The organism is Aeromonas sp. FDAARGOS 1418 (assembly GCF_019048585.1).
Lineage (GTDB): Bacteria > Pseudomonadota > Gammaproteobacteria > Enterobacterales > Aeromonadaceae > Aeromonas > Aeromonas caviae.
Window position 1 is genome coordinate 3,738,118 of sequence record NZ_CP077387.1, and the last position, 24,166, is coordinate 3,762,283.

Consider the following 24,166-nt stretch of genomic DNA (forward strand, 5'->3'; position numbering starts at 1 on the left):
CCGGGTTGGATCGCCGCAGCGCAGGAGCCAATAGAATAAAGCGTCACTCCCGGGAACACCAACTGCCATGTCGGGCGGCATTGGCCCCTGATGAAGAAACGGGCCACTCACTGGAGTGGCCCGTTTGCATACAGAGTGATCAATCGGGCCATGTCAGCCTGGAGGATCTACTCGGCGATCACCGTCTGCCAGGTCTTGAAACCGCCGGAGAGGTTCTTGACCCGAAAACCGTGCTGGCTCAGCAGACGGCAGGCCACGTGTCCCCGCAGTCCCACCTGGCAACTGATGAGCAGCTCTTTATCCTTGGGCAGCTCATCAAGACGGCCACGCAGCTCGTCCAGAGGAATGTGCATCGCCCCCGGAATGCGCCCCAGCTTGTCGAGTTCGGGGCCGTTTCGCACATCCACCACCTGCTGATGGGGGTGGCGAGCCAGCACCTCGGCTGCGTGGCAGAGCAGGGTGTCCCCCTTCAGATGGTTGCTCGCCACGAACCCGGCCATGTTGATCACATCCTTGGCCGAGCCAAAGGGCGGCGCATAGGTGAGCTCCAGATCCTGCAGATCAAATACGGTGAGGCCGGCGCGCTGGGCCACCGCCAGCACGTCGATGCGCTTGTCGATGCCATCCTTGCCGATGGCCTGGGCGCCGTAAATCTTGCCATCGGGGGCAAACAGCAGCTTGAGGCTGACCGGGTGGGCGCCGGGATAATAGCCGGCGTGGCTGCCCGGGTGGACATAGACCTTCTCGAACGGCAGCCCCAGCTGCACCAGCCGCTTCTCGTTCAGCCCAGTGCTCGCCACCGCCAGATCGAACAGCTTGCAGATGGCGGTTCCTTGCGTCTTCTTGTAGGTTTCGCTTCGCCCCAGCATGTTGTCGGCGGCGATGCGCCCCTGGCGGTTGGCGGGGCCCGCCAGCGGGATCAGCACGGACTCGCCGGTGACGAAGTCGGTCTCCTCCACCGCGTCCCCCACCGCGAAGATGCAGGGATCCGAGGTGCGCATGCCCGCATCCACCTTGATGCCGCCCCGCGCTCCCAGCACCAGCCCCGCCTTGGCGGCGAGCAGAGTCTCGGGCTTGACGCCGATGGCGAGGATCAGCAGGCCGGTGTCGAGATGAGAGCCGTCGCTCAGGGTCAGGCGCAGTCCACCCCGCTGGGCGGTCGCCACGGCGGCAGTCTTCTCGGCAGGCACCTCCAGGCTCTCGATGGCAGCGAGGCCGGTGCGCAGGCGAAGATCGACCCCCTCCTCCCGGATGCGGGCGTGGAGCAGGTTGGCCATCTCCTTGTCCACCGGCGCCATCACCTGATCGGAGAGCTCAAGCAGGGTGACCGCCAGCTTGCGCTGGTGCAGCGCCTCCATCATCTCCAGCCCGATGAAACCGCCCCCCACCACGGTGACGTGGCGGGGCTTGTCGTGCGCCAGCGCCGCCAGGATGCGATCCATGTCGGGAATACTCCGCAGGGTGTGTACCCCCGGGCTGTCGATGCCGGGGAAGGGAGGCCGGATGGGGGCGGCGCCCGGGCTCAGCAGCAGCACGTCGTAGGCTTCGCGCCGCTCTTCGCCGGTCAGCAGGTTGCGCACCAGCAGGCTCTTGCCGGCCCTGTCTATCTCGATGACGTCGTGAAACACCCGCACATCCACGTTGAAACGGCGCTTGAAGCTTTGCGGTGTCTGCAGCAGCAGGGCATCCCGATCCGGGATATCCCCCCCGATGTGATAAGGCAGACCGCAGTTGGCGAAGCTCACGAACTCGCCCCGCTCGAACATCACGATCTCCGCCTCTTCGCTCAAACGGCGGGCACGGGCGGCGGCGGACGCCCCCCCGGCCACACCACCCACAATCAGGATCCGTTTCATCTGCAAGACTCCACTCAACAGGAAATGACCAATAAATTAGGCTTATCTAATTTAGAATTCAATGAAATTTTGTTTGCCACGGATTTGCAGTATTCTTGCCCTCCGACAATTGCTCAACAGGATAGTGTCAGTTCATGTCGTCTACCGCGCTCAGCCATCTTCCGACCGCCAGCCAGGCGCCCCTGTTTTTCCGCCTGGATACCCGTAGTCAAAGGCTGGTCGCCCTGACCGATGTGATGCAGACGCCGCTCCACTGGCTCGATGAGCCCCGCAGTGCCTGGCCGGCCCAATTGCCGGACGCCCTGCGCCAGCCCATCGAGCAGCGGCTGGCCAGCGGCAAGGGGGGCAAGCTGGTGCTGCGCTTTGACGCCCTCCTCTGGCACATTTCCCTCTCCCACGAGCAGGACGCCTTCTGGCTCATCTGCCTGCAGACCCAGTCCCAGGAGAGCGCCGCCAGCCTGTCCCTGCAACTGCCGCGCCTGAGCCAGATGGCCAGCCAGCAGCAGTATGACGCCATGCTGGAGAGCCTCAAGGAGTGCCTGGGGGCCGATCGCCTGATCCTCTGGCACTACCAGGCCCATGGCGCCCTTGGCGGCGAACAGCTGACCCCGGTGTTCACCCTGGGGGTGGACGCGCTCGGTGCCATTCGCGGAGACAGCCGCTACATCCGAGCCCTGCGTGCCCGGGGCGCCCTGAGCTTCTCGGAGGCGGCCCACCAGCCCATGTTGAGCCAGCACTACTACCTGGCCGATGCCAATGTCTGCTCCCGCCTGGACGGCGCCTTGCTGGAGCAGGAGAAGCTCATCGGCGTGCTCAGCCTGGAGTATGCCGAGAGCACCCTCATCAGCGATGACACCCTGCAACTGGTACGTCATTGCGCCCGCTTGCTCGGCCACTGGCAGCCGGACCCCGTGGCGACCGACGCCCCGGACCTCGCGCCCCCACCCGGGCTTGCCAACCTGACCGGCAACGATTACTGCCGCGCCCTGCTGCGCTGGGCCATGGGCCTGAGCGGTGCCCACATGGGCTGGATCGGCGAGTTTCAGCCTCGCGGCCAGGATCTCTGGCTCATTCCCCGCTGCGTGGTGGAGGGGGATGCTTTCGCCGTCGTCAAACCCATGCCCATGGACATCGGCCCGGGCCGGGAGATCTTCCAGCACGGGCAGAGCCTCTACGTGGAAGATCTGGCCCTGCGCTATCCCCAGTCGAGCCAGCTGCTGGCTCTCGACGCCAAGGCCTATGTCGGCATCCCCTTCCCGGGGCCAAACGGTCTCCCCCTGGGGCAGCTCACCCTGCTGCTCGCCACCCCTCTGGCCGATCCCGCGTCCCTGTTGGACGTCCTCTACGAACAGCGCGAGCGGGCCGCCAGCGAGTTGCAGCGCCTGGCCAATGACGATGCCCTGCGCCTGGCCGAAGTGGCCTTCAACACCCACGACGGCCTGCTGGTGATGGATCACGGGGGCATCATCCTCAAGGTCAATGCCTCCTTCAGCCGCATCACCGGCTTTGCCAGCGAGGAGATGCTGGGCCTGCACATCGATGCCCTGAGGCCCACCTACTATGGCGACACCCTCAAGGAGGAGGTGATCGCGGCGGTCAACCGGCAGGGATACTGGCTCGGGGAGGAACAATGCCTGCACAGGGAGGGACACCTCTTCCCGGTGCGGCTCATGGTGAGCGGGGTCAAGGACGAGGAGGAGGAGATCAGCCACTTCGTCTGCAGCTTCCACGACATCACCCAGGAGAAGGAGACCGCCCGCCACATCGAGCGCCTCGCCTACTACGACGACCTGTGCGATCTCTACAACAGGCGCAGCCTGACCGACATCATGCAGCGCACCCTGCAGACCCCGAGTGGCCAGTGGGGAGCCCTGCTGCTGCTGGATCTGGACAACTTCAAATCCATCAACGACTCCCTCGGTCACGCCTGCGGCGATCTGCTGCTCCAGGCCGTGGTGGTGCGACTCAAGTCCCTGCCCCAGGAGAACCTGGTGCTCGCCCGCACCTCGGGTGACGAGTTTGCCCTGCTCTTCACGGCACTGGGCCAGGGCTATATCACCGCCAAGATCCTGGCGGAGCACTTTGCCCGGGAGCTGATGGGGATCTTCCGTGCCCCCTTCGACATCGGCGATCACAAGCTGCACTGCAGCGCCTCCGTGGGGATCAGCCTGTTCAGCGATGACGACAAGGATCACCTTGTCCTGATGCAGCAGGCCGATACCGCCGTCCACATGGCCAAGCGCGCGGGCCAGGGCAACCATATCTTCTTCAGTGAAGCCATGGCGGAAAAAGAGAAGAGCAAGCTTTCTCTCAACAACCAGCTGCGCGATGCCCTGCGCAACAACGAGCTGGTGCTGCACTACCAGCCCCAATACCGGGTCGACAACGGCACGCTCTCGGGCATAGAGGCGCTGCTGCGCTGGCAGAAGGCCGACGGCACCATGGTGCCCCCCGGGGAGTTCATCCCCATCGCCGAGGAGACCACCCTGATCCAGGAGATAGGCTACTGGGTGATGAAGACCGCCTGTGCCCAGTACAGCTTCTGGCTCAACAACGGTCTCGCCATCCCCCATCTGTCGGTCAACGTCAGCGCCCGCCAGTTCCACACCGCCGGTTTCGTGCAGCAGGTGGAGTACATTCTGCGGGACACCGGGGTGCCCCCGTCGCGCCTGCTGCTGGAGATCACCGAGTCCGTGGTGCTGGAAAACCGGCTGGAGAGCATCGCTAGGATCCGCCAGCTCAAGGCCCTCGGCCTGCTCATCTCCATCGACGACTTCGGCACGGGCTACTCGTCCCTGGCCTATCTGCGGGATCTGCCCGCCGATGAGGTCAAACTGGATAGGAGCTTCATCCAGACCCTGGTCCACAGCGAACAGGACAAGGCCATCGTCAAGGCCATCCTGGATCTCGCCCGGGTGTTTCGTTTCACCGTCACCGCCGAAGGGGTGGAGGAAGAGGAGCAGCTCGCCGTGCTCAAGGCCCTGGGATGCCAGCATTATCAAGGCTTCCTCACCAGCCGGCCGCTCCCCGTCAAGGCACTGGAGAGCCTGCTGGGTGCCACCCCTGCGGGCTAAACTGGTAGGATTTATAGGGCTTTCTGTCATAAAATAACGACCGCTCGAACCTTGTCCGCACCATTGGAGTCGTCTATGTCAGTCATTAACCGGATCCCCGCCGTTGAATCCAAGGGACCTGCCACCCCCGGCACGCAGCGGATCCCGACCGTTGAAGCCAGCGACACCGGCACTACCGACATCATTGGCCGGATCCACTCCGTCGAGACCTGCGGGACCGTCGACGGCCCCGGCATCCGCTTCATCGTGTTCATGCAGGGCTGCCTGATGCGCTGCAAGTATTGTCACAACCGGGACACCTGGGACACCCAGGGCGGCCGCGAGGTCACCGTGCCCGAGCTGATGAAGGATCTCACCAGCTATCGCCACTTCATGAATGCCTCCGGCGGTGGCGTGACCGCCTCCGGCGGCGAGGCCATGCTGCAGCAGGAGTTCATCGCCGAACTGTTCACCGCCTGCAAGGCCCAGGGGATCCACACCTGCCTCGACACCAACGGTTTCGTGCGTCACTACGACGAGCTGCTCGACCGGGTGCTGGACAACACCGATCTGGTGCTGCTCGACATCAAGCAGATCAACGACGAGAAGCACATTCCCCTCACCCACGTCAGCAACAAGTACACCCTGGAGTTCGCCCGCTACCTGGCCTCCCGCGGCCAGACCATGTGGATCCGCTACGTGGTGGTGCCCACCTGGTCCGACGATGACGAGAGCGCAGAAGGACTCGGCCAGTTCATCGCCGAGCTGGGGGAGTGCGTCGAGAAGGTGGAGCTGCTGCCCTACCACGAACTTGGCAAGCACAAGTGGGACGTGCTGGGAGATACCTATGATCTGGTCGGCATCAAGCCCCCCAGCAAGGAGACCATGGACAGGGTCCAGGGCATCCTTGGCAAGTATCACCCCAACGTGAAGTATTGAGACAGGAGGCCGCCCGGCAGAGGGCGGCCTCTTTTCATTGCGCCGGCGTTCGCCACGGCGCCATCACCGACAGCCGCATCCGGGGGAACTGCTCATGAGTGAAGGACAAGTCGCCGCCCTCCTGCTCTGGCTGGTGCTGCTCGCCTTCAGTCTGAACGCCTCCCTGCTGCGCACCCTTGGCGCCCACCCGCTCTATCAGCATCTTTGCCTCGGCGGCGCCATCGTGCTGGTACCGCTGTGGACCTTGCGGGCCGGGTTGCATGAGGGGCTCGAGATCCACTTTCTCGGCCTCACCAGCCTGACCCTGCTTCTGGGCTGGCGCCTCGCCCTGCTCGCCCCCTGCCTCACCCTGCTGCTCCTCGCTTACTTCGGGGTCATCCCCCTGGCCGACATCGGCTGGCAGGCCCTCATCGGCGTCGCCCTGCCGGTGGCCACCAGCTGGCTGCTGTTTCTGGGGAGTTGGGCCTGGCTGCCTCGCCACCTCTTCGTCTATCTGTTCGTGGCGGCATTTCTCGGGGGGGCGCTGAGCATCTCGGCCAAGGTGATCGCCAGCGCCCTGCTGATGGGGGTGAGCGGCACCTACTCCTGGCACACCATCAGCGCCGACTACCTCTCCATCTGGCCGCTGCTGCTCTTCCCCGAGGCGCTCCTCAACGGCATGACCATGACCCTGCTCGCCGTCTATCGCCCCCACTGGGTCAACACCTTCTTCGACAGGGAGTACCTGGGGCGCTGAGCCTGCCCGTGGTCCATAAAAAAAGCCCGCAGTTGCGGGCTTTTTCTCTGCTGGCAGTCAGACGCTGCGCGGGCGCAGGTGGGCATGCCAGCGGGCTTCCCACTTCTTGAACAACCAGACGATGACGAAGGTGAGCAGCATGTAGAGCAGACCTGCGGTCAGGAACGCCTCGAACGGGCTGTAGTAGCGGGAGTTGATGATCCGCGCCGCCCCCGTCAGATCGACGATGGTGATGATGCCCGCCACCGCCGACCCCTGCAGCATGAAGATCACCTCGTTGCTGTAGGCCGGCAGCGCACGGCGAAACGAGTTGGGCAGGATGATGCGGGTGAGGGTCTGCCAGCGGGTCATGCCGAAGGCGCTTGCCGCTTCTATCTGCCCCTTGGGCATGTTCATCACGGCGCCACGCACTATCTCGGCGGTGTAGGCGCCGGTGTTGAGAGTGAACGCCAGCAGGGCACAGAACCAGGCTTCCGAGAAGAGGGACCAGGCCGCACTGTTCTTGAGCCACTCCCACTGGGCGGCACCGTAGTAGATGATGAAGAGCTGCACCAGAAGCGGGGTGCCACGGAAGAAGTAGATATAGGCCCAGATTGGCCCCTTTATCAACCAGTTGTGGCTGTTGCGCAGTATGCCCATGGGCACCGCCAGCATGAGCCCCAGCATGAGCGAGGCGGCCACCAGCCAGATGGTGGTATAGAGCCCCTCCCAGTAGGTGGGCCACTCCTTGAGAATGATCGAGAAATCCATGGCTTACCTCGTCTTGATGGCGTAGTGACGCTCGGCCCACTTGAGCGCCGAGGTAGAGACTGCGGTGAAGACCAGGAAGATCAGCGCCACCGCCATGTAGAAGGTGAAAGGCTGCTGAGTCGAGCCCGCCGCGAGCGACGCCTTTCGCACCATGTCATCGAGCCCGATGATGGAGACCAGGGCCGTGGTTTTCAGCAGTACCAGCCAGTTGTTGCCAAACCCGGGCAGGGCATGGCGCATCATCTGGGGAAAGAGGATCCGCACAAAGACCTGGCTTGCCCGCATGCCGAAGGCACGGGCCGCCTCGAGCTCCCCCTTGTCCACCGCCAGGATGGCGCCGCGGAAGGTCTCGGTCATGTAGGCACCGAAGATGAAGCCGATGGTGGCGACCCCGGCCGCAAACGGGCTGATGTCGATGTAATCGGGCAGCAGGGAGACCCACTCCTGGTTCGGGTTGCTCGCCAGCAGGTGGTTGTTGTAAGCCTCGTTGACCCAGGTGCAGATCCCGTTGATGAGCACCTGGCCACCGAAGAAGAGCAGCATCATCAGCACCAGATCCGGGATGCCGCGAATGACGGTGGTGTAGGCCGCCGCGATGCCGCGCGCCCACTTGTAGGGAGAGAGCTTGGCCAGGGCCCCCAGCATGCCGAGCACCAGGGCCAGCAGCAGGGAGGCGAGCGCCACCTCCAGGGTGATCCAGGCCCCCTCCAGCAGAGAGGTTTCGTATCCTTTCAAATCAAACATATGCAATGCAGCTCCATCGCAATCGGGCCCGTCACTCCCAGCGGAAGGCAACGGGCCCGATGACTACTGACGGGATCAACCTGTCGTTGTTCGCCTGACGTCGGCTTACTCGCCGTACACGTCGAAGTCGAAGTACTTGTCGTTGATTTCCTTGTACTTGCCATTGGCACGCAGGGCCAGGATGGCGGCATTGAATTTCTCTTTCAGATCCTTGTCAGCCTTGCGCACCGCGATGCCGGCACCCTCGCCAAACCACTTGGGATCGGTCAGTTTCGGGCCGATGAACTCGAAGGCATCGCCCCCTTCCTTCTTCAGCAGGCCGTCGCTGATGGCGGCGGAGTCGGCCATCACGTAATCGACACGGCCGGATTTCAGATCGAGGTAGGCTTCATCCGCAGTGCCGTAGCGCTTGATGGTGGCATTGGGGAAGTTGTCGGTGATGTAGGTATCCATGGAGGTGGCACGCTGCACGGCGATGGTCTTGCCGTCCATGAAGGCCTTGTCGAGCTGGATCTCGGTCCCTTTCTTGGCGGCGAAGCGCGCCGGGATGTGCTGGTACTTCTGGGTGAAGTCCACCTTCTTCTTGCGCTCTTCGGTGATGTCCATGGTGGCGATGATGGCGTCATACTTGCGCGACAGCAGCGCCGGAATGATGCCGTCCCAGTCCTGCTTGATCAGGGTGCACTTCACCTTCATCTCGTCGCACAGGGCGTTGGCGATGTCGATGTCGAAGCCTTTCACCTCGCCACTCGGCTCGGTCCAGGAGAAGGGGGGATAGGCCCCTTCCACCCCGATCCGCACCTCTTTCCACTCCTTGGCCATCAGGCTACCGGAACACAGGGCCGTCATCACGGCAGTCGCCAGCATCAGCTTGTTCATGTATCTCTCCTTGATAAACACGTCGATCGTTGAAAGTACGGATGGTTGAAATTGAATCCCGTCCATCAATAAATGGACGAGATGAATTGCTTGAATCGCTCCGACTTGGGATGGGCGAAGATCTCCTTGGGATTGCCCTCCTCCTCCACGCGCCCCTGGTGCAGGAACATCACCTTATTCGACACATCGCGGGCGAAGGACATCTCGTGGGTCACCACCATCATGGTACGCCCCTCTTCCGCCAGCTCGCGCATCAGGCCAAGGACCTCCCCCACCAGTTCAGGGTCGAGGGCCGAGGTAGGCTCGTCAAACAGCATCACCTCGGGCTCCACCGCCAGCGCCCGGGCGATGGCGGCCCGCTGCTGCTGACCGCCGGAGAGGTGACCGGGATAATAGTCGCGACGCTCCCACAGCCCCACCCGGTTGAGCAGGTGCTCCGCCTTGGCGATGGCCTCGGCACGGGGCACCTTGAGTACCTGGATGGGCACTTCGATGATGTTCTGCATGATGGTCATGTGGGACCAGAGATTGAAGCTTTGAAACACCATGGCCAACCGGCTGCGGATACGCTCCACCTGGCGCATGTCTTCCGGCAGGCGTTCGCCGGAACGGCTGGTTTTCATCCGGATCAGCTCCCCATGGAGGGAGACGCTGCCCGATGAGGGGGTTTCAAGCAGATTGATACAGCGTAGAAAGGTCGACTTCCCCGAACCCGAGGAGCCGATGAGGGAGATCACATCCCCCTTGTGGGCCGTCATATCGATGCCCTTGAGCACTTCGTGGGTGCCAAAATACTTGTGCAGATCACGAACTTCCAGTGCGGCAACGTCGCTCATCCATTACAACCTTGTCTGTCCCTAGACGCCGCTTCGGCGTGACTCCACCATCGTCCATTTAACAAAACGTTAACCGATGGCAACCTTCAGCGAAAATATCATTGAGGTAGTGAAAAAACAATACAGAACCGAGGTATTTGGTGTTTTATCTGTATTTTTATTGGCCTATTGAGTATTTTTCAGCACTTTGTCTGCATAAAATCCATTTTTTGCCGCACCTTTCCTACCGCTCTTTTATACCCGCAGCGCACTGGTAGCAAGCATATTTCACCATATCCGCCAGATGTCACCCAAAAGGACTTTATTCACCCAGGCAGATTCCCCTTCTCTCGTCATTTCATGGGGATGAAATTGATTTCTCAGGTGATGTGGCCCTCTTTCCTCGTTTGTGTGCAGAGCTGGCTGTCATCAAAAAACACAACAATATGATAAAAAAGTCCCGTATGGGCCATGCTGATGCACAGATCCGTGACACAGGTGCAACAAGTCGTGATAAGGTGCCGTTTTTCCACGTTTTGTGATCGAGGCCCCGATGTTGCTCAATGTGTTGCTGATCCTGCTGCCGCTCGTGATCGGCTATCTGGTTCCCCTCTCTTCCGCCCGTCTGATCAAGCTGGTCAACCAGTCCCTGGGCAAGATGGTCTACCTCATCCTGTTCCTGATGGGGCTGGGGCTGGCCTATGTGGAGAACCTGGGCAGCAACCTGGCAGTGATCTTCAAGGTGGCAGGGGTGATGCTCGCAGCCATTACCCTCTGCAACCTGCTGGCCCTGTGGTGGCTGGACAAGCGCAGCCCCCCCACCCACGAGGCCAGTGACGGCAAGATGCCGAGCAAGCTGCACCTGTTATGGGAATCCCTCCAACTCTGTTTCGTGGTGCTGGGGGGCGTCTTGCTGGGGTTGGTGGTGGACCTGCGCGCCCTGCCCATCGACAAGTTGAGCGAGTGGGCCCTGATGCTGCTGCTCTTGCTCATCGGCATCCAGATGCGCAACTCCGGCATGCGCCTGCGCCAGATCCTGCTCAATCCCTGGGGCATGAAGATCGCGCTCACCGTCATCCTCAGCAGCTGGCTCGGCAGCCTGCTGGCCGCCCAGCTGCTCGGCATGCCCTTTGCCCATGGCCTCGCGATGAGCTCCAGTTTTGGCTGGTATTCGCTCTCCGGCATCCTGGTAGCGGACAAGCTGGGCCCGGTGCTGGGCTCCGCCGCCTTCATCAACGATCTGGGGCGCGAGCTTATCGCCATCCTCATCATCCCGGTGCTGATGCGCCGCCACCCCAGCGCCGCCATCGGCTACGGCGGCGCCACGGCGCTGGACTTCACCCTGCCTGTCATCCAGAAATCCGGCGGCATCCAGGTGGTGCCGGTGGCCATCGTCTCCGGCTTTATCCTGAGCCTGCTCGGCCCCATTCTGATCCTGGGGTTCCTGGCCATCTGACCCCCCATGGCACGACAAAGCCCGGCACTGCTGCCGGGCTTTTTTTGATGAACTGAGCGGGCTGGATGACAGGCGCCGGTATTCAGGTGCGCCACCGCCCCCCACTCATCACCCGCTCGATGGTGAACGTATCAGGATCGATCAGCAGCAGATCCGCATCCTGCCCTACCCCCAGGGTACCCTTGCTCGCAAGCCCCAGCGCCCTGGCCGGATTGGCCGTCACTACCGCCAACGCCGTCTCCAGCGCCACCCCCTTGCCGCAGGCCGCCACCACCTCCTGCCACAGGCTCCCTATCTGGCCGCAGCGCAGCTCGATGAGCCGCCCCTCGCCGTCAAAGCGCGGCAGACTGGCGTTGGCGTCCGAGCTGAAGCTGATGCGATCCACGGGCACGCCCGCCGCCAGCAACGCCACCAGGGCGTCGGCCGCGAGCCGCTCCCCGTCATCCAGCAGATCCGGGAAGCTCGACGTGGTGAGGTCGACCCAGCCGCCTGCCCGACCCCACTCGATGGCCTCGGCAAAGAGCCAGGGGTTGCGGTTGCAGTGGGTGGGGTAGAGCTGGCGTTGCGGGATGTCGGTGCCGTCCCGCAACGCCCGCAGGGGCGCCAGCGCCCCCCGGCCATCCCCCAGGTGAAAGAAGCTGACGCCACTTTTGCCCGACAACAGCCCGGCCACCCGCGCCTCGCTCGCCAGCCGCGCCAGCTCGTCGTGGGTGGGGGCGCTGGACCTGTGATCGCTGATGGCCACCTCCCCCACCCCCAGCACCTCGGGGATCAGCATGATGTCCGACTCCACCGTGCCGGTGAGGGTCTTGACCGGCAGGTGGTAGGAGCCGGTGTACATGAAGGCGCTCACCCCGGCGGCGCGAAACTCGCGCACCTTCCCCAGCACCTGGGCCGGGCTGCGGGTCAGGCTGTCGGTGCCGAGGGCCGCCACGAGCGTGGTAACCCCCGCCGCCAGAGCTTCCCTTGCCGAGAGCTCCGGCGTGCGAAAGCCGAAGCCTCCCTCGCCTCCCCCTCCCGTGATATGGGCGAGCGGGTCCACCAGTCCGGGCACCAGATAGCGGCCGCCAGCGTCCACCCGCGTCAGTGGCCAGTCGACCGGAACCGTCAGTCCCTTGCCCATCCAGGCGATGCGGCCATCCGCCACCAGCAAATCCTGCTGGCCGAGCGGGGCCGGACTATGGATCTGCGCACCCTCGATCAGGGTCAACATGGGATCTCTCCTTGCTGCATGAAAAAGGAGGGAGCAGGCTCCCTCCGACTGTTACCCATCAACCGCCATAGATATCGTACTTGAAGTACTTCCGGTTGATCTCCTGATACTTGCCGTTGGCGCGCAGGGCCTTGATGGCGTCGTTCAGCTTGGCCCTGAGATCCTGATCCCCCTTGCGCACCGCGATCCCCATGCCGTCGCCAAACCATTGACGGTCGGTCAGGGCTGGCCCCACATAGTCGAACTTGTCGCCCCCTTCCTTGCCAAGCAACCCCTGTTCGATGGCCGAGGCGTCGGCCAGCAGGGCCAGCACCCGTCCCGCCTTCAGGTCGAGGTAGGCTTCATCGGCACTGCCGTAACGCACTATGGTGACGCTGGAGCCGAAGTTGTCGGTCAGGTACTTGTCGTGGGTGGTGGCCCGCTGCACGCCGATGCGCTTGCCCGCCATCCCTTCCGGCGTCAGCGTCAGTTCGGTGCCCCTGGCCGCCACGAAGCGGTTGGGAATGTGGGCATATTTCTCGGTGAAGTCGACCTTCTTGCGCCGCTCGTCGGTGATCGACATGGCAGCGATGATGGCGTCGTACTTGCGCGACAGCAGGGCCGGGATCATGCCGTCCCAATCCTGGGCCACCAGTTCGCACCTGACGGCCATCTGCTGGCACAGGGCGTTGGCAAGATCGATGTCAAATCCCTTGATCTCTCCGGACGCATCGGTCCATGAGAAGGGTGGATAGGCCCCCTCCACGCCAAAGCGTACCGTCTTCCACTCCTTGGCGGTGACGGGGGTGGCGAGCAGACAGGCAGCAACAAGGGCTGACAGGGTCAGTGTGGTCTTCATCGTGAGTACTCCATTACATAAAAAGCGCACAGGCGCGGTCAAGGCATCGCAGGCAGAGGCAAGCGATGGCCAACAAACGGCAAATTGCAGATGAGCGGGATTACGCCGCCATGGGCGTCAATGAACTGCTCCGGGGCCTCGACCTATTCGTCGAACCACTCGGAGAGATAGAAAGGCTTGAAATAGAAGGCCAGAAAAAAGCCTCTGGCTTTGCGCATCATGGTGATTTGTCGCGTCCTGTGACAAAGATGGCAAGCACCTTACCACGCCTCAAATTTGCCCGGCAAGGGGACTTGGGGATGAAACATCCTGCCCATGGTCAATCCGGCCACGATTCGTTAGGCTCGGATCACCCGTTCACGCCCAGGCACGCGAGCCCCATCCCATGAATTTTCTCGCCCACCTCCATCTGGCGGCCCATACCGGCAGCTCCCTCACCGGCAACCTGCTGGGGGACTTCATCAAGGGTCCGCTACCGACGGGTCTGGCTGACCACTTCGACGAGGGGATCTGGCTGCACCGCAAGATAGACGCCTTCACCGATGCCCACCCGGCCCATCGGGCCGCCGTGGCGAGCTTCGAAGCCCCCTGGCGCCGCTTCGGCGGCATTGTGGTGGATATGCTCTACGATCACTGGCTCAGCCAGCACTGGCAGAGGTTCAGCGCAGCCCCCCTGCCCCGCTTTCTGGCGCAGAGCTATGGTCAGCTTCTCCTGGATCATCACAGCCTGCCACAGGGCCTGCCGATGGCCCTGCGGCGCATGGCCGAGCAGGACTGGCTGGCCTCCTACCAGTACCGGGAAGGGGTGGGGGCGGCCCTCAACGGCATCGGTCGTCGGCTACGCCGCCCCGTGCCGCTCGGGGAGGCGCTCGACGCCCTGGATCAGGCTCGCTGGACCGAGGCCGAGCACGCCTTCCTGCACTTCTACCCGGAGCTGATGCGATTTTGCGAGGCGCAGATCGCCACCCACCGCACTGCCACCTCATCCCCGCCATAAAAAACGCCCCGAGCGGGGCGTTGTCATCGGGGGAACGCTCAGGCCTTGGGGCTGGCCGGCAGGAAGCGAAACGCCTTGGCCGGGACGAATTTCTCCGCCGTCTCCCCCGCATAGAGCTGCTGCTCGGTCAGGGGCAACTTGCGCACCGGGGCCCCCGCGGCGAGATCCAGCTTGTCCATGCTCACCCAGAAGGTGTTGGGCAGATGGGTCAGCTCGAAGAAATAGCGGCGATGCTGCTGATCCGCCACGCTGCGCCACAGGGTGGTGGAGATGTTGGGCTGATCCGGGGTGCTGATCCCCATGGGTACCGAGACGTTGCGCATCACGCTCATCACCCCGGCCACCGCCTCGTTGGCCTGGTCGGTCTTTGGCAGGGTCTTGATGTAGAAGGAGGCGCGGGCAAAACGGTCCGCCGAGCGGTTGGTGCCGGGCAGCATGGTAAGGCCGCCAATCTCCTCCCAGTAGTCGTTGAGGGCCAGTTGCTTGTCAAAGGTCGGCGAATTGGTCATCACCTGATAGCTGCGGTCGTGGTAGATCTGCAGCTTGCCCCCCACGTACTGGAAGATGGCGGAATCGCCGCTCGCATCGGAGAGGGAGAGGTGCAGCTGGCCCGGCTTGCCATCCGGGGTCAGGGTGGTCACCACATAGAATTCATCTCTGGAGAGGGCCTCGACCGCCTCGGCCACGGTGGCGAAGTTGTCCAGGGCATACTGGGCCCAGAGCGAGATGGAGAGGGTCTTGCGCGGATCCTTGTCGTTCGGGGTCACATACTCGGACTCGGTCAGATAGAGCAGGTTGGCCACCAGCCCCTTCTCGTTCATGCCGTCGGCGGTGCCTGCATCGAAGCCTGCCGCCACCACGGAGCCGTAGCGTGACGTCCACGTCATGGAGTGCGCACCGGCCTCCCCTTCCCGCGCGATGCCACGGGGCAGCGCCCAGAGATTGGTCGGCATGGCGCTGCGCCAGTCCATGGTACGACCGGTCACCACCAGCGCTCCCTCCCCCTGATAGACGGCGCGGGTACAGGCATCGGCGAGGGAGCTGACGGAGAGGGAGACGGTCAGGGCCAGCAGGGTCTTGTGCAACAGGGGGGAACGCAGGATTGTCATATGGATCACTCGAGTCTGTTGAAAACACAAGCATACCCCTTTTTGCATAACAGGGGCTGACTGAGGCTGGCAAGCCAGGTGGCAGATCTGTCAGCAGAGGCGCTTCCCTGCCAATCAGCGATCAATATTCATAAACTAATCAAAGAGATAAGCAAGCCACTTCGGGGCGATACCGCCAGATGCCATTCGCTGGCTTGCGTCGGTTTCAGACACATACCCTGCCCGCCAGCAGGCGGACAGGGAGGGGCTCAGCCTTCCTTCTTGCGGATACTCAGCCCCAGCTCGCGGCCGCGCAGGCGGGCATAATAGATGGTGCCCACAAACGCCAGGGTGGTGAGCACCAGCTCCACCACCGCCAACCACCGCTCCCCCTCATCCGTGGTGATCAGGGTCAGGGCGTGCAGGAAGTAGGGCATCAGCACGAAATTGCCCCAGGCGTGGGTGTAGGGATTGCCCTGCACTATGCCCTTGAGGGGGAAGAGCAGCGGCACCGTCCAGATCACCGGCAACAGCCAGGGGGCGAGATCCGGGTGGGGCGAGAGCCAGAGGTGCCAGAGCAGCACCCAGGCCAGCAGGCCGAAAAAACCGGCCAGGGTCAGCAGACGGGCGAAGCGGGTGCTCACTTGAGGATCTCCAGCACCTGCTCGGGCGGACGGCCGATGCGGGCCTGCCCGTTCTTGATGACGATGGGGCGCTCGATGAGCTTGGGGTGCCGGTGCATGGCACGAATGAGGTCATCGCCGCTCACCTCGCCGAGCCCCAGCTCCTTGTAGAGATCTTCCTTGGTGCGCATCAGCTGCCGGGGATCCGTGAAGCCAAGCTGGCTCAGGAGGGTGCGGATCTGTGCCTCGCTCGGGGCCTGCTCCAGATAGAGTACCACCTCGGGGGCGACCCCATGCTGTTCCAGCAAGGCCAGGGTTTCACGGCTCTTGGAGCAGCGCGGATTGTGGTAGATTTGGGTCTCGCTCATGATAACTCCCTGATTAATCGCAAGATGGGACAAGAAATGGCGCTATTGTAGGGGAAACGGATGGTCAGGGTAAGCGGAAAGGCTATGGAAATGAAACGGATCTGTTGGTTGATTGTGGCAACCCTGCTGGGGGCCTGCAGCCCGGCACCCGGCTTCACCGACGGCGCGGGAAAGAAGGTCAGCCTCGCGGATCTCGGTGGCAAACCGCTGCTGGTCAACTACTTCGCTCCCTGGTGCGCCCCCTGCCTGCGAGAGATGCCCCTGCTGGCAACATTGCACCAGGAAGGCCGGATCCGGGTGATCGCCATCAACTATGACCCCGCCTCCCCCGCCGAACTGACCGAGCTGGCACGGCGCCACGCCATCAGGGTTCCCCTGATGATCCCGGATGACGACGCCCGCCTCCCGTTCCCAAGGCCCGGGGCGCTGCCCACCAGCTATCTGCTCGATGCCAGGGGAACGCTGCTGGAGACCCTGGTGGGAGAGCTGGACGAACAGAAGCTCGCCGAGATAAAACGCCGCCTGGCGAGCGCCCCATAGCAGAGCCATCCATCACTCTCATTTCTTCATCATCAAGATGCGTTGAAACCGATGAAAGGCCCTATTTTAGCCTGCAAAACAAGGCGGGGTGCCCCCAAAGGAGCACCCCGCCTGCCATCAACCCGCTCCGGACTCAGCCCTTGAGGCTGTCCAGATCCTTCTTGGCCCGCTCCAGCTGGGTGATGCGCGCCTCGATGCGGGCCAGGGTCAGCTTGTCACTGGTGGTGCCCCGCGCCACGATCAGTTCGTCGATGGCCGCCTGGTAGTCCCCGCGCAGGGAAAGGGTCTCCGCCCGTGCCATGTGCAGGTCCGTCATTCTGCCCGCCTTGCGGTAGGCGTCCGACAGCAGGCTCCAGGCCAGGCTGTTCTCGTCGTGCTCCCGGGCATAAGGGTCCAGGATGGCGATGGACTTCTTGTAGTTGCCCCCCTCCAGATAGGCGTTGCCGAGGTTCACCACCACCACCTCGTTGTCCGGCATCCGGGTGCGGAAGCGCTCCAGTCTGGCGATGGCCTGGGCGCTGCGCCCCTTGGCGAGATCGATGTCGGTCAGGGCATCCACCACGAAGAGATCCTCCGGGTGACGAGTCGCCAGCTCCTGCATCAGGGTGTCGGCCTCGTCGGTGCGCTTGAGCTGCAACAGGGCCAGCGCCTTGCCATAGATGGCGGCATCCTTGAGGGGGTAATCCCCCTTCTGCAGGCGGCTGTCGAAGTAGGTGAGCAGCGCCTGGGGCGTCTCGGTGCCATAGCGCACCTGGATGCGCACCTTGGCCAGCCAGAAGTCCAGGCTCGGCGGCAGGGCGCGCGCGCCATAGCTCCCGGCCCGGGCACGGGCTTCGCTGATCCGGGTCTCCGGCAGGGGGTGAGTCAGCAGCATCTCCGGCGGCTTGCTGGCATAGCGGTACTCCGCCGCCAGCTTCTGGAAGAAGTTGGCCATGCCCATGGGATCGAACCCGGCGTCATACAGCGTCTTCATGCCGATGCGATCCGCCTCGTATTCGTTGTCCCGGGTGTAGTTGATGGCCGACTGCATCGACAAACCAAGCGTGGTCTGCAAGGCCGCGATGCCGGCGGTGGGGTTGATCACCGCGAGTGCAATGGAGCCCACCAGGCCGGCCAGGGTCATGGCGGAGCTGCTCGCCTGTGCCTCCATGTAACGGGCGATGTGACGCTGGGTCACGTGGGTGATTTCGTGGGCCAGTACCGAGGCCAGCTCGCTCTCGCTCTCGGCGTAGAGGAAGAGGCCGGTGTGCACCTTGACCCGGCCACCGAGGAAGGCCGCCGCGTTGATGCTGGGATCGTTGATGAGGAAGAAGGTGAACGGGAAGCGCACCCCGTCGGCATTGGTCAGCAGCCGCTGGCCCAGATCGTCGATGTATTCGTTCAGCACGGGGTCATCGATGATGGGCAGGCCCGCCCGGGCAAAACGCATGAAGGCGTTGCCGTAGCGCACCTCCTGCTCGATGGGCAGTGCGGCGACCCCGGCGGTACCGATGTCGGGCAACTGGTTGCTCCCCTGGGCGTGGAAGGTCGCCCCCATCAGGGTGACCAACAGGGGAAGCGATGCTATCAGGGGGGAAAAACGTGCCACGTTATCTCTATCTCCAATCAGACCCCAGCGGGCATCGGCAGAATACCCTTGCCATTCAAGGCCCACAAGCGTTGTTTCATCCTCTCATCACGGCCATAATGACCGCCACGCACGCGATGGAGTTCTCATGGAACAGCTCGACCTGACCCCCTGGCGTTGTCCCGAGCCCCTCATCCGGCTCAAGCTCTGGTTGCGCCAGGCCCGGCCCGGTCAATCCGTGTGCATCCAGCTCGGGGATGCAGGCTCCCGGCAGGATATTCCCGCCTATCTGCGCCGTCAGGGTCACCATGTCCAGACCCGGGAAGAGTCAGCTGCCCGCCTCTCCCTGCTGCTCGTCGTTGCCCGTCCCCCCCGGGACGCCCTGCTCGCCCCCGAGCCCATGCCACCCACCCCGTGAGCCGCCATTCAAGGAAGCCTCGATGTTAGATGTATTGAAGCGCTGGTATCAGACCCGTTTTTCCGACCCCGATGCCGTCACCCTCTTCCTGCTGCTGGTCTTCTGCTTTGCCGTGCTCTGGCTGTTTGGGGATCTGCTGGCACCGCTGCTGGTGGCCCTGGTGATGGCCTATCTGCTGGAGTGGCCGGTGAGTCGCCTGCAACGGGGCGGCCTCTCTCGCACCCTGGCCACCAGCCTGGTCCTGCTGCTGTTCATCACGGTGACGACCCTGATGCTGCTGGGCCTCATCCCGACGCTGGTGAGCCAGGGGGTCAACCTGGCCAAGGAGGCGCCCGCCATGCTGGCCCATGCCCAGGACTATGTCCGCACCCTGCCGGAAAAATACCCCGAGATCATCGACGTCAGCCTGGTGGAGACCATCATCGACAACATTCGCCAGCGCATCCTGACCGGCGGTGAACAACTGGTGAGTGCCTCTTTGAGCTCCCTCATCAACGTGGTGGCCATCCTCATCTACGCCATCCTGGTGCCCCTGATGGTCTTCTTCATGCTCAAGGACAAACAGGTGCTGATGGGGGGCCTGCGCCGCTTCCTCCCCCGCAACCGCACCCTGGTGAACCGGGTCTGGGTGGAGATGAACGACCAGATCATCAACTACATCCGCGGCAAGGTGATCGAGATCGTCATCGTCGGCATCGCCACCTATGTGCCCTTCGTCCTGATGGGATTGCGCTACTCCGCCCTGCTGGCGGTCGCGGTGGGCTTCTCCGTGCTCATCCCCTATATTGGCGCCGCCGCCGTGACCGTGCCGGTGGCCATGGTGGCCCTGTTCCAGTGGGGGCTGACCCCCGACTTCGCCTGGCTGATGGTGGCCTATTTCGTGATCCAGGCCCTCGACGGCAACCTGCTGGTCCCCCTGCTCTTCTCCGAGGCGGTCAACCTGCACCCGGTGGCCATCATCATCGCCGTGCTGGTGTTTGGCGGTCTGTGGGGCTTTTGGGGCGTCTTCTTCGCCATTCCCCTCGCCACCCTGGTCAAGGCGGTGCTCAACGCCTGGCCCAAGCGGGAAGATCTCCCCCGCCCCGCCCCCTGACCCTGGCAAGGGGCGAGGGGCGAGGGGCGAGGCAAGGTCTCGCCCCTTCCAGATACCGGCCACCAGCAGCACCTCCGTGACGCTGGCTCATGCTTGCCTTGTCGGGTTTAATTGAAAACCGACATCCGTTTGACTTGCTACGCCGGTCTGATTCGTTCCCACTGCCCACCCACCGACAAGGATCTGTCATGCCCCCACTCCCTGCCCTGCGCCATGCCTCTCTGGGTGCCTTTCTGGCACTGCTGTTCTGTTCTCCCGTCCGGGCAGACCTCGATATCGGGGCCCTCAGCGCCTTCTCCAGCGACAGCCCTGACAGCCCCATTCCCAAGGGGCTGGTGCTGGGCGGGGCCGTCATCGGCGGTCAGGCCCGTTACCAGCAGCAGGACGACACCCTGATGCCCATCCCGGGGGCCCTCTATTTTGGTGACAACCTGATGTATCTGGGGGATCGGGCCCGCTATTACCTGAGCCGCAATGGCAACCTCTCGACCTATGCCTTCGGCCGGATGCGCTTTGGCAACCTGGACCCGGACGACGATCCCTTCCTCCATGGCATGGAGAAGCGCAAGGGGCAGTTCGAGGCCGGTGTTGGGGCCGATCTCATCACTCCCTACGCCCTCTGGAGCGTGCGGGCCACCACGGATGTGACCGGCACCAGCGACGGTCAGGAGCTGATGCTGTGGGCCAACTTCCCCATCATCCGCGGCCCCCTGCTGCTGATGCCGGGAGCCGGCGTCATGCTGCGCAGCCACAACCTCGCCAACTACTACTTCGGCGGTGTCTCTCAAGACGAAGCGAGGGCGGACAGGCCGGCGTGGAACACGGGCACCACCCTCTCCCCCATGGTCTCCCTCATCGGCAGCTATCGCTTCAGCGCCAACTGGATTGGCGGCTTTGGCATCAACTACGAACGCTACGACGACGACATCGCGGACAGCCCCATCGTCCAGCATCAGGGAGAACTCTATGCAGGCTTCGGGGTGGGCTACATCTGGTAGCCCCATCCGGACTGGGCAACAAAAAAGGAGCCCATGGCTCCTTTTTTACGGCTATCCGGCGCAGCGTCACCCTGCCACTTCGGCGAGAAATGCCGCCAGCGCCCGGTTGATGAACGCGGGATTCTCCAGGGTAGAGATGTGACCGGCCCCCGGGATCTCCCTGAACGGGCACCCCAGCACCTCGGCCATCAGATACCCCTCCAGCACAGGGCGAGCCTTGTCCTCACACCCCGTCATCACCAGTGCGGGCAGCCTCATCTCTTCGATCCAGTCGATGCGATCCTCCCGGGTCACGAAGCTGCGGCCCACCGCCACCAGGCTCGCCACCTTGTCGGCGGGCCATTGGGCCAGCCGTGTCTTGAAACCGGCCATCAGGGCCGCGTCCGGTTGATGGGCGAAGAAGAGCGGTGCCACCTGATCGGCGATGGGCGCAGGCACGGCGCCGACCTGTTCGATCATCGCCAGCATGCCGAGATAGCGCTCGCAGGTGATCTGGGGTTCAAGGCCGACGAAGCTGTCCATCAGCACCACTCCCTTGAGGCGAGCAGGCGCCATGCGCGCCAGCTCCACGCCCCACATGCCACCGATGGAGAGCCCCACCAGCACGCACTCGTCGATGCCGAGGGCATCGAGCAGCGCCAGGTGATCCCGGGCCAGGGTCGCCAGGGTGCAGGGCCCCTCGGGCAGCACATCGGAATCCCCGTGACCCCAAAGCTCGGGCACGATGCAGCGATACTGCCCCTTGAGGGCCTCGATTTGCGGTGCCCACATGGCACTGTCCCACAGGTAGCTGTGGCCAAAGAGCAGTGCCGGACCCTGCCCCTCGTCCAGATAGGCCATGCGGCGGCCCGCTATCTCCATAAACTGCTTCATGTTTTCTCCTGTTGCCAGCGGCGATGAAACTGGCTTTCCTGTTTTTCTGTTGCCAGCGGCTGATGAGGCGGCAGTGTAACACGCCACCCTTGGCAGGGGTGCCCGCCTGGTGCAAGCTGGAGAGACTCACAACGAGGAGTCACCAAGGAGAGGATAATGGCCAAGGAAAAGAGCAAGAAACGCCCCCGTCTGGACAAGAAGACCTACGAACATCACCTCGCCCACCTGCAGGAGGAGCTGGTCAAGTTGCAGGAGTGGGTCAAGCAGGAGGGGCTCAAAGTGGTGGTGCTGTTCGAGGGGCGCGACGCCGCGGGCAAGGGGGGCGTCATCAAGGCGATCACCGAACCCCTCAACCCCCGGGTCTGCCGGGTCACCGCCCTGCCCGCCCCCTCGGATCGGGAGCGTACCCAGTGGTACTTCCAGCGCTACGTGGCGCACCTGCCCTCGGCGGGCGAGATGGTGCTGTTTGATCGCTCCTGGTACAACCGGGCCGGGGTCGAACGGGTGATGGGCTTTTGCAGCGACGACGAGTATCGCGAATTCCTGCGTGCCTGCCCCGAATTCGAGCGGATGTTGATCCGCTCCGGCATCACCCTCATCAAATACTGGTTCTCGGTCAGCGACGAAGAGCAGGAGAAACGCTTCAAGGAGCGCATCAACACCCCCATCAAACGCTGGAAGTTCAGCCCCATGGATCTGCAGTCCCGCTCCCGCTGGGTCGAGTATTCCCGCGCCAAGGATGACATGTTCACCTACACGGATACCGAGGATTGCCCCTGGTTCGTGGTGGACGCCGACGACAAGCGCCGCGCCCGCCTCAACTGCATCTCCCACCTCCTTGGCAAGGTGCCCTACGAAGCGATCCACTACGAGCCCATCACCCTGCCTCCCATCAAAACCGAAGGGTATGAGCGCCCGCCGCTCACCAGCCAGCACTTCGTGCCGGACGTCACCGCCGCCCTCGAGTCAGACAAGCACGGACAGTGACGGGACCCCGGCCAGCCGCCCCCGCTGGCCGAAACCCGGGCTTCGGATGACGGGCAATAAAAAGCCGGTCTTGCGACCGGCAAAAGGCATTGAACGTATAGAAAGGAAAACCTGGCACTCTCGCCCTCTCAGGCGCGGATATATTTGGCCGTGCGCGGGAACGCCTGTTCTTTGGCATCGAACAGGTAGCAGGCTTCGGCCGGGATGCCGACGCTGTACTCCTGGCCGGTGGCCACGTCGATGTCGGAGCTCGCCTTGACGGTGAAGTCATGACCATCCACGTCCATGTAGACGAAGGACTCGGCCCCCAGGTGTTCGGCTACCTGCACCACGCCGCTCACGCGGCTGTCGGCATGGGCATGACCCAGCGGCACCAGGTGCTCGGGGCGAATGCCCAGCTCCACCTTGTCGCCCACCGCGCCGCGACGGGCATCCACCCGGGCACGCACGGTATCGCCGGAGGTGAGCTTGACCACGCACTCCTGCTCGCCGATCTCCACCAGCTCGCCCGCCAGGAAGTTCATCTTGGGGGAGCCGATGAAGCCCGCCACGAACTTGTTGTCCGGGTTGTGGTAGAGCTCGAGGGGGGTGCCGAACTGCTCCAGGTTGGTGGCCGCCTCGCCCTTGAGCGGGCTCAGCACCACGATGCGGTTGGCCAGCGTCATGGCCTCCACCTGGTCGTGGGTCACGTAGATGATGGTGGAGTTGAGTTCCTTGTGCAGCTTGGCGATCTCGATACGCATCTTGACCCGCAAGGCGGCGTCGAGGTTCGACAGCGGTTCGTCAAACAGGAACACCTGCGGCTGCTGCACGATGGAGCGGCCGATGGCCACCCGCTGACGCTGACCGCCAGAAAGGGCCTTGGGCTTTCTGTCCAGCAAAGGCTCGAGACCCAGGATCTCGGCGGCGCGCATCACCCGCTTGTGGATGTTCTCCTTGTCCATCTTCTTGAGCTTGAGGCCAAAAGCCATGTTCTCGTAGATGTTCATGTGCGGGTAGAGGGCGTAGGACTGGAACACCATGCCCACGTTGCGCTCCACCGGCGGCACGTCGTTCATGTAGCGCCCGCCGATGGTCAGCTCGCCGCTGGTGATGTCTTCCAGACCCGCGATCATCCGAAGCAGGGTGGACTTGCCGCAGCCGGACGGGCCGACGAAGACGATGAACTCCCCTTCCTTGATGTCGAGGTTGATGCTGCGCAGGGTGTCCTTGTGGACAGCCGGGTCGTAATTTTTGCGAACGTTGTTGAGTACTACTTCAGCCATGTCGAGCTCCGCTCTTGAATCTTTGCAAATCGTGATGACGGGGGGAGCCAGCTCCCCCGGCCATGAACCG

General features: G+C 63.3%; 24 protein-coding genes. 11 read left to right on the forward strand and 13 right to left on the reverse strand.

What is annotated here, in order from left to right:
• Positions 1 to 167 precede the first annotated feature (167 nt).
• On the reverse strand, positions 168 to 1,856 hold the full coding sequence (locus tag I6L48_RS17395) for an FAD-dependent oxidoreductase (RefSeq protein ID WP_042880636.1): 1,689 nt from the start codon (positions 1,854 to 1,856) through the stop codon (positions 168 to 170).
• A 134-nt stretch (positions 1,857 to 1,990) separates the two neighbouring features.
• Here I6L48_RS17395 and I6L48_RS17400 point away from each other — a divergent pair, with 134 nt between their 5' ends.
• The 3 genes from I6L48_RS17400 to I6L48_RS17410 all read left to right on the forward strand — a co-directional run bounded on the left by I6L48_RS17400 (position 1,991) and on the right by I6L48_RS17410 (position 6,584).
• The gene (locus I6L48_RS17400; protein ID WP_042880634.1) at positions 1,991 to 4,930 is read left to right on the forward strand and encodes a GGDEF and EAL domain-containing protein; all 2,940 of its coding nucleotides are present in this window, start codon (positions 1,991 to 1,993) and stop codon (positions 4,928 to 4,930) included.
• 75 nt (positions 4,931 to 5,005) lie between these two features.
• Positions 5,006 to 5,848: a pyruvate formate lyase 1-activating protein gene (pflA, locus tag I6L48_RS17405; protein WP_010674272.1), complete on the forward strand. Its 843-nt coding sequence runs from the start codon at positions 5,006 to 5,008 to the stop codon at positions 5,846 to 5,848.
• Positions 5,849 to 5,942: 94 nt separating this feature from the next.
• Positions 5,943 to 6,584 (forward strand): energy-coupling factor ABC transporter permease, encoded by a 642-nt coding sequence (locus I6L48_RS17410; protein ID WP_041215455.1) that lies wholly within the window; start codon positions 5,943 to 5,945, stop codon positions 6,582 to 6,584.
• A gap of 57 nt (positions 6,585 to 6,641) precedes the next feature.
• Here I6L48_RS17410 and I6L48_RS17415 read toward each other — a convergent pair whose 3' ends face one another.
• The 4 genes from I6L48_RS17415 to I6L48_RS17430 all read right to left on the reverse strand — a co-directional run bounded on the left by I6L48_RS17415 (position 6,642) and on the right by I6L48_RS17430 (position 9,793).
• Positions 6,642 to 7,334: an ABC transporter permease gene (locus I6L48_RS17415; RefSeq protein WP_042880633.1), complete on the reverse strand. Its 693-nt coding sequence runs from the start codon at positions 7,332 to 7,334 to the stop codon at positions 6,642 to 6,644.
• Between the two features lie 3 nt (positions 7,335 to 7,337).
• On the reverse strand, positions 7,338 to 8,078 hold the full coding sequence (locus I6L48_RS17420) for an ABC transporter permease (protein WP_010674269.1): 741 nt from the start codon (positions 8,076 to 8,078) through the stop codon (positions 7,338 to 7,340).
• Between the two features lie 105 nt (positions 8,079 to 8,183).
• On the reverse strand, positions 8,184 to 8,957 hold the full coding sequence (locus tag I6L48_RS17425; RefSeq protein ID WP_041212797.1) for an ABC transporter substrate-binding protein: 774 nt from the start codon (positions 8,955 to 8,957) through the stop codon (positions 8,184 to 8,186).
• 65 nt (positions 8,958 to 9,022) lie between these two features.
• Positions 9,023 to 9,793, reverse strand: coding sequence for an ABC transporter ATP-binding protein (locus I6L48_RS17430; RefSeq protein WP_010674267.1), 771 nt, complete (start codon positions 9,791 to 9,793; stop codon positions 9,023 to 9,025).
• A gap of 532 nt (positions 9,794 to 10,325) precedes the next feature.
• Between I6L48_RS17430 and I6L48_RS17435 the strand changes: the two genes are divergently transcribed.
• Positions 10,326 to 11,228, forward strand: a complete 903-nt coding sequence (locus tag I6L48_RS17435) for a lysine exporter LysO family protein (RefSeq protein WP_041215456.1) — start codon at positions 10,326 to 10,328, stop codon at positions 11,226 to 11,228.
• A gap of 82 nt (positions 11,229 to 11,310) precedes the next feature.
• Here I6L48_RS17435 and iadA read toward each other — a convergent pair whose 3' ends face one another.
• Together iadA and I6L48_RS17445 are read right to left on the reverse strand one after the other, a co-directional pair.
• Entirely contained in the window at positions 11,311 to 12,441 is a 1,131-nt protein-coding gene (iadA, locus tag I6L48_RS17440) for a beta-aspartyl-peptidase (protein WP_201873158.1), read from the reverse strand.
• Between the two features lie 58 nt (positions 12,442 to 12,499).
• Positions 12,500 to 13,279 carry an ABC transporter substrate-binding protein gene (locus I6L48_RS17445; protein WP_102948258.1) on the reverse strand — a complete coding sequence of 260 codons (780 nt, stop codon included), beginning with the start codon at positions 13,277 to 13,279 and terminating at the stop codon, positions 12,500 to 12,502.
• Positions 13,280 to 13,344: 65 nt separating this feature from the next.
• On the opposite strand from I6L48_RS17445, the gene I6L48_RS17450 reads away from it, so the two are divergent.
• Both I6L48_RS17450 and I6L48_RS17455 read left to right on the forward strand, forming a co-directional pair.
• Entirely contained in the window at positions 13,345 to 13,668 is a 324-nt protein-coding gene (locus I6L48_RS17450) for a hypothetical protein (RefSeq protein WP_042015941.1), read from the forward strand.
• Positions 13,665 to 14,276, forward strand: coding sequence for an ACP phosphodiesterase (locus I6L48_RS17455; RefSeq protein ID WP_139739489.1), 612 nt, complete (start codon positions 13,665 to 13,667; stop codon positions 14,274 to 14,276). Before I6L48_RS17450 ends, I6L48_RS17455 begins: the two co-directional genes overlap by 4 nt.
• A gap of 38 nt (positions 14,277 to 14,314) precedes the next feature.
• On the opposite strand, the gene I6L48_RS17460 is transcribed toward I6L48_RS17455, so the two are convergent.
• The 3 genes from I6L48_RS17460 to arsC all read right to left on the reverse strand — a co-directional run bounded on the left by I6L48_RS17460 (position 14,315) and on the right by arsC (position 16,355).
• Complete coding sequence (locus tag I6L48_RS17460; RefSeq protein WP_216987541.1) at positions 14,315 to 15,385, reverse strand: linear amide C-N hydrolase; 1,071 nt, start codon at positions 15,383 to 15,385, stop codon at positions 14,315 to 14,317.
• Positions 15,386 to 15,633: 248 nt separating this feature from the next.
• Complete coding sequence (locus I6L48_RS17465) at positions 15,634 to 16,008, reverse strand: DUF2069 domain-containing protein (RefSeq protein WP_043155315.1); 375 nt, start codon at positions 16,006 to 16,008, stop codon at positions 15,634 to 15,636.
• Complete coding sequence (arsC, locus tag I6L48_RS17470; protein WP_216987542.1) at positions 16,005 to 16,355, reverse strand: arsenate reductase (glutaredoxin); 351 nt, start codon at positions 16,353 to 16,355, stop codon at positions 16,005 to 16,007. The genes I6L48_RS17465 and arsC overlap by 4 nt, the downstream gene beginning before the upstream one ends.
• 60 nt (positions 16,356 to 16,415) lie before the next feature.
• Here arsC and I6L48_RS17475 point away from each other — a divergent pair, with 60 nt between their 5' ends.
• The gene (locus tag I6L48_RS17475; RefSeq protein ID WP_216987543.1) at positions 16,416 to 16,895 is read left to right on the forward strand and encodes a TlpA disulfide reductase family protein; all 480 of its coding nucleotides are present in this window, start codon (positions 16,416 to 16,418) and stop codon (positions 16,893 to 16,895) included.
• Positions 16,896 to 17,028: 133 nt separating this feature from the next.
• Here the strand turns inward: I6L48_RS17475 and I6L48_RS17480 are convergent, their stop codons facing one another.
• Positions 17,029 to 18,483, reverse strand: coding sequence for a M48 family metalloprotease (locus I6L48_RS17480; RefSeq protein WP_223918331.1), 1,455 nt, complete (start codon positions 18,481 to 18,483; stop codon positions 17,029 to 17,031).
• A gap of 127 nt (positions 18,484 to 18,610) precedes the next feature.
• Here I6L48_RS17480 and I6L48_RS17485 point away from each other — a divergent pair, with 127 nt between their 5' ends.
• From I6L48_RS17485 to I6L48_RS17495, 3 genes are all read left to right on the forward strand, one after another.
• Positions 18,611 to 18,880: a sulfurtransferase TusA family protein gene (locus I6L48_RS17485; RefSeq protein WP_042880621.1), complete on the forward strand. Its 270-nt coding sequence runs from the start codon at positions 18,611 to 18,613 to the stop codon at positions 18,878 to 18,880.
• 22 nt (positions 18,881 to 18,902) lie between these two features.
• Positions 18,903 to 19,973 (forward strand): AI-2E family transporter, encoded by a 1,071-nt coding sequence (locus I6L48_RS17490; RefSeq protein ID WP_216987544.1) that lies wholly within the window; start codon positions 18,903 to 18,905, stop codon positions 19,971 to 19,973.
• A 188-nt stretch (positions 19,974 to 20,161) separates the two neighbouring features.
• Positions 20,162 to 20,971, forward strand: a complete 810-nt coding sequence (locus tag I6L48_RS17495) for a MipA/OmpV family protein (RefSeq protein WP_052224788.1) — start codon at positions 20,162 to 20,164, stop codon at positions 20,969 to 20,971.
• 66 nt (positions 20,972 to 21,037) lie between these two features.
• Here the strand turns inward: I6L48_RS17495 and I6L48_RS17500 are convergent, their stop codons facing one another.
• Positions 21,038 to 21,844, reverse strand: coding sequence for an alpha/beta fold hydrolase (locus I6L48_RS17500; protein ID WP_042880618.1), 807 nt, complete (start codon positions 21,842 to 21,844; stop codon positions 21,038 to 21,040).
• Between the two features lie 156 nt (positions 21,845 to 22,000).
• Between I6L48_RS17500 and ppk2 the strand changes: the two genes are divergently transcribed.
• Positions 22,001 to 22,831, forward strand: a complete 831-nt coding sequence (gene ppk2 / locus I6L48_RS17505) for a polyphosphate kinase 2 (protein ID WP_010674253.1) — start codon at positions 22,001 to 22,003, stop codon at positions 22,829 to 22,831.
• A gap of 128 nt (positions 22,832 to 22,959) precedes the next feature.
• On the opposite strand, the gene I6L48_RS17510 is transcribed toward ppk2, so the two are convergent.
• Complete coding sequence (locus tag I6L48_RS17510; protein WP_010674252.1) at positions 22,960 to 24,096, reverse strand: ABC transporter ATP-binding protein; 1,137 nt, start codon at positions 24,094 to 24,096, stop codon at positions 22,960 to 22,962.
• Positions 24,097 to 24,166 lie beyond the last annotated feature (70 nt).